The sequence below is a fragment of the Lutibacter sp. genome, assembly GCF_013139515.1.
In the GTDB taxonomy this organism is placed as follows: Bacteria; Bacteroidota; Bacteroidia; order Flavobacteriales; family Flavobacteriaceae; genus Lutibacter.
The window spans coordinates 1-5,004 of sequence record NZ_WTAR01000157.1; the positions used below are offsets into that span (position 1 = coordinate 1).

General features: G+C 31.6%; 6 protein-coding genes. All 6 read right to left on the reverse strand.

Features of this window, described 5'->3' with window-relative positions; genetic code table 11:
• On the reverse strand, positions 1-1,164 hold a 1,164-nt coding region (locus GQ540_RS13165), incomplete at its 3' end, for an MFS transporter (RefSeq protein WP_291801943.1).
• 200 nt (positions 1,165-1,364) lie between these two features.
• Positions 1,365-2,069 carry a FadR/GntR family transcriptional regulator gene (locus GQ540_RS13170; protein WP_291801946.1) on the reverse strand — a complete coding sequence of 235 codons (705 nt, stop codon included), beginning with the start codon at positions 2,067-2,069 and terminating at the stop codon, positions 1,365-1,367.
• A 148-nt stretch (positions 2,070-2,217) separates the two neighbouring features.
• Positions 2,218-3,105, reverse strand: a complete 888-nt coding sequence (locus GQ540_RS13175) for a polysaccharide lyase family 7 protein (RefSeq protein WP_291801948.1) — start codon at positions 3,103-3,105, stop codon at positions 2,218-2,220.
• 19 nt (positions 3,106-3,124) lie between these two features.
• Positions 3,125-4,042: a polysaccharide lyase family 7 protein gene (locus GQ540_RS13180; RefSeq protein WP_291801951.1), complete on the reverse strand. Its 918-nt coding sequence runs from the start codon at positions 4,040-4,042 to the stop codon at positions 3,125-3,127.
• Positions 4,043-4,078: 36 nt separating this feature from the next.
• On the reverse strand, positions 4,079-4,747 hold the full coding sequence (locus tag GQ540_RS13185) for a hypothetical protein (protein WP_291801954.1): 669 nt from the start codon (positions 4,745-4,747) through the stop codon (positions 4,079-4,081).
• A gap of 57 nt (positions 4,748-4,804) precedes the next feature.
• Positions 4,805-5,004: hypothetical protein (locus GQ540_RS13190; RefSeq protein WP_291801957.1), on the reverse strand; the 200-nt coding region annotated here is incomplete at its 5' end.

Below are 5,004 nucleotides of genomic sequence, written 5' to 3' on the forward strand. Positions count from 1 at the left end.
AACTAATCCGGCACCAGTTAATTTTGCTGCGGTACCTGCAAAACCAGAAAGTGTTCCTACTGTCTTTTTTCCATACAAATCACTTGGTAGTGTTTGAACATTTCCAATTGCTGTTTGAAACCCAAAAAGAACTGCAGCCATTATTAATACAGCGGTGATTGGTGTTCCAGGATTAGATAAGGCTAATAACGCTGGAAGCATAATAACACATCCTAGCGTTATTACTATCTTACGAGTTTTGTTAACATTCCACCCAGCTTTTATTCTATTCTGAGCTAATAAACCACCAAACCAAGCACCAAGCATTGCACCTACATATGGTACCCATCCATAAATACCAATTGCTTTAACATCCATGCCATATACTTCAGAGAGATATATAGGGATCCAAAAAACAAATAACCACCATATTGGATCTATTGCTGCAGAAGCAATAATAACTCCCCAACTTTGCTTACGTTTAAGCAACTCACCTACTGGAGGATTATATTCATCTATTTTTTGAAGTGAGTCATCTTCATCTTCTTTTTGTCCTCCAAGTATATAATTTTTCTCTTCTTTTGATAACCAAGGATGACTTTTAGGTGGAGCCTTTACGAGTATTAACCAAGGAATTAACCATAGTAAACCAATAAGACCTATGATAACAAATATCATTTGCCAACTAAAATAAACTGTTAGAAAAGCAATCGTTGGTATCGCAACAATACCACCTATTGCAGCTCCAGAATTAAATAAACCTTGAGCAAAAGCTCTCTCTTTTACCGGAAACCATTCTGCATTTCCCTTTGCTGCTCCTGGCCAGTTTCCAGCTTCAGAGACTCCTAATAAAGCTCTGAAAATAGAAAAACTCACTACACCTTTTGCAAGTGCATGAAGTGCCGTAGAAATTGACCAAAATCCAATTGACAAAACAAAACCTATTCGTGTTCCAACCCTATCAAATATTTTTCCAAATATAGATTGACCAAATGCATAAGAAAACATAAAAACTACTGAAATCAACGCATAAATTTCTTTTCTTTCTGTCATTGATTTATCTGGATATAAATCTTCTGATATACTTGGCCATAATACAACTAAAGCTTGTCTATCGATATAATTAATTATAGTTGCTAGAGCAATTAACCCTATAACCCACCACCTTAATCCTTTTAATTTCATGTTTATTTTATTTATATTATATTAATTCTAAACTATTTTAGAATTAAATTTTACTCAAAAAAACCATTAAAAAGTATTAGGGAAAAACAGTGTTCTACAAATTTCTAAACACTCCTTTTGATATATTAATACTTTTACTTCCCTCCTTATTATATTATAGCTTGAAGATAAAACTGTGCATTTTTATCTTCAATAATTTATTAATCTACACTATAACAATAGCTATAAAGCTCTTTAAAGTGTATTTTCAACATTTCTTTTGCTAGTCCTGAATTTTGGTCAACAATTGCATCAAAAACGCTTTTATGCTCTTTAATGCGATTTTTTGCATTACTAGTATCACACACATGATATTTTTCGAAATTGGTTATAATTCCTGGTGTAATAATTAACATTAAAGTATTTAATGTGCTATTACCACTTGCTTTTGCTATTGATAAATGAAATAATAAATCTTCTTGAACTGCATCTTCTCCTTTTAGTACTTTTTCTTCATACGCATCTAATGCGCTTTTTATTTGAATTAAATCATTTTCAGTTCTTCTAGTTGCTGCTAACCCGACCGATCTTAATTCTAATAAAATACGTGTTTCTACCAAATCTTTAAAATCAGGATCTTCCAATCTTAAAATATCATCAATCATTCCGTTAAGAGCTACAACACCAATATTAGCAACAAAAGTTCCGCTCTGAGGAATTGATTTTAGTAAACCAAAAAACTCCAATTTCTGAATTGCCTCTCTAATATTACTACGGCTTACACCAAACTTTTCTGATAACATTCTTTCAGAAGGCAACTTGTCTCCTGGTTCTAAATTCTTAAAATTAATAAGATCACGAATTTGTGAAATTATAGCATTTTGAGCTTCAACGTTTTCATTTTTTGTAATTATATCTATCTTCATTTTCTATTGGGTTATCTAATTTTAGTTATAAATTTCAATCAAAAGTATTGCATTACAAATAAACTACTTAATAGTACCAGTCTTAAATTAAGACTGGTACTTATTACTAAACAATTAACTTAATTAAATCAAACTTATAATTTTATTTTTAATGAGTTACAACCAACTCATAATATTTTACTTTTGAATACGAATCTTCATCTAAAGAAACCAAATAGTTCCCCGCTTTAAAATAGTTTTCAAAAACAGCCCACTTTTCAATATGTATATCATTATAAACTATTGATTCATTTTCATTTAATATAACTTCCATTCTGCCTTCGCTTGCCTTTACTTCTAGGGTAAACTTATCAAAACCTACATATACGGGAAATGTATATCCTTCATCATCTCCCCAAGCGTCTACGTGTAACATTTCAATATCTGTAGCATTTATATCTTTAAGTACTTTTGTTTTAACTCTAACTTGCCCATTTACCCAATATATTTTTAACATTGGAGGCGCATTATTATCATCTTCTCCTATTAAATCTCTTTGCTCATTTGTAAGTCTACCGTGAATTTGCATAATAATAGCTCTATGATAATTACCTTGACTATCTTTTGAAATGTCATCCATAGACAGCATTCCTTTAATAGTTCCTCCTTGCGCAAAGGTCCAGTTCGTTATACCACGATCTTCTGGATTCATTAATTCTCTTAATTCTGTTCTAGAATAAGAAGAATTGGCAGTTGAAGCTCCTGGATATGTATAAAATACCAAAGCTCCATTTATTGAATCGTTATACATAAACGGTTTCAATGTTTCATTGGTAGCATAATCCAAAATTTCAGGTGGCAACACTTCTGTTGGGTTTCCAATTGGAAGTGTTACTTTCCAATTATTTAAATCAATATTTGAAATAACGTAATTATTGGTAATTTCCTCTTCTTCAATTTCAATTTCTTCAATAATACTACTTTCATTATTTGAACAACTAGTACTCATAAAAAGAACTAGTAATAACAATCCCAAATAACTTCTATATAAAAACATTTTATTGATTGACATTAAATTAATGACTTACACTTAATTCGTAATACCTAACTTTTGAAAAAGAACCTTCATCTCTGCTTTGAAAATAATTTCCAGCTTTAAAATAGTTTTCAAAAACTCCCCATTTTTTCATATGAATATTTTCATAAACTTTGTATTCATTTTTATTCAGAATTACTACTAGCTTTCCATCTGAGACCTTAACTTCTAAAATGAACTTTCTAAATCCAACTTCTTGTTCAAAATTAAAACCTTCATCATTACCCCACGCATCTTCATGAAGTATTTTAGGTACAGTTGCATTACTATTTTTTAGTACTTTGGTTTTTACACGAATTTTTCCTCTATCCCAATAAATTTTTAACACTGGTGGTGCATTATTGTCATCTTCACCTATTAAATCACGTTGCTCATTGGTTAATCTACCATGAATTTGCATAATAATAGTTTTATGGTATTTACCATCCGAATCCTTACTTGATGCATCCATTGCTAACTTTCCTCTCATATAAGCACCTTGCTTAAAAGTCCAATTCACATTGTTATTCCCAGGTTCCATTTGCTCTCTTAATTCTGAACGCGTATACTTTGTGTTCTTTGTTTTAGAATTAGTTGGCATTGCATGAAAAACAATAGCACCTCTTGTAGAGTCTATGTACATATAAGGTTTTGCCACTTCCATTTTTGCAAAATCTAAAATCTCTGGCGGTTCAATATTAAAAGGTTTACCTTCATTATTGGTTGCTGGAAGTGTTACTTTCCAATGACTTAAATCTATGTTAGGAAGTTTTACCTTCTTCTTTTTTTTCTTTTTAGTACGTTTTTCAACTTTTACATTCGAATCTGTAACACTACTTTTCTTATTTTGAGAAGTAGCGTTCACAGATACAAATGCTATTAGTAAAAAGATCAATATTTCTTTTCGAAAATTTATCATAATACCTTATTCATCTTTTTAATTTAGTTCCTATTATTATTCAGCTGGATACACCTTAACATTATCTATAAACGAATCAACATCGTTAAATGTGTAGAAGAAAATAGAAACTTCTCCAACAGCATTAGATCTAAACTGAAGTTTCATTGTTGTACCACCTGAACAAGAATTGTCACCAAACTTTCCATTAGCCTCAGTCCCAACATGTTTCACCAATGGATTACTTGCTAAAGCAACATCACTATCACTATAATGACCATTTAAAATTAAACCAATAACACTATTGGTATCTGCACCACCTGTTTTAATAGCATATTCGTACTCAAAAATGTAATCAGTATTAGGGCTTAATGTAACAGCTTGATACGCATATCTAGTATTACCCGCTACAGGTACACCATTTATATCTGCCGCACCTTGGCTAGATGACCATTTTGCTCCTCTTGTTTTAGAACCATTATCTGTTCCGTCATAATTTGTACAAGATCCATCAGAACTACGTCCAAAAGGATCACTCTTACCAGATGCTGGATTAGCTATTTTCCAAGCATCAGACATAGAAGAATCATTCAAATTAAAATCTCCGTGAATAATTTCTGGATTAATAGGACCGGCTGGTCCACCAACAATAACTTCTTTTGTAACAGAAGTTGTTTTATTAAGAAAATTTGAAGTTGTTAACGTTACCATATACGTCTTTTCCAAACCATCATCAGTATAACTATATGTTGGATTTGCATCAGTTGAGCTACCTATACCATCTCAAAAATCCCAACTATAGCTAGTTGCAAGTTCAGAAGCATCTGTAAAGGTAACATCATAATCACTAGCTACCTCATCAAAAATAAAGTCAGGAACTGAAAGTGGCGCTCTATAAAGATAAATGTTATCTACATTAAGAGTTGCCTCATTATTTGCAGCACCTCCTGTTCCTAATTCTAATGTTATGTCGTCAATTTGAG

Coding starts and splice junctions, on each gene's coding strand:
- GQ540_RS13175 (WP_291801948.1), bottom strand. CDS start 3,105: ATGTTTTTATATAGAAGTTATTTGGGATTGTTATTACTAGTTCTTTTT.
- GQ540_RS13180 (WP_291801951.1), bottom strand. CDS start 4,042: ATGATAAATTTTCGAAAAGAAATATTGATCTTTTTACTAATAGCATTT.
- GQ540_RS13170 (WP_291801946.1), bottom strand. CDS start 2,069: ATGAAGATAGATATAATTACAAAAAATGAAAACGTTGAAGCTCAAAAT.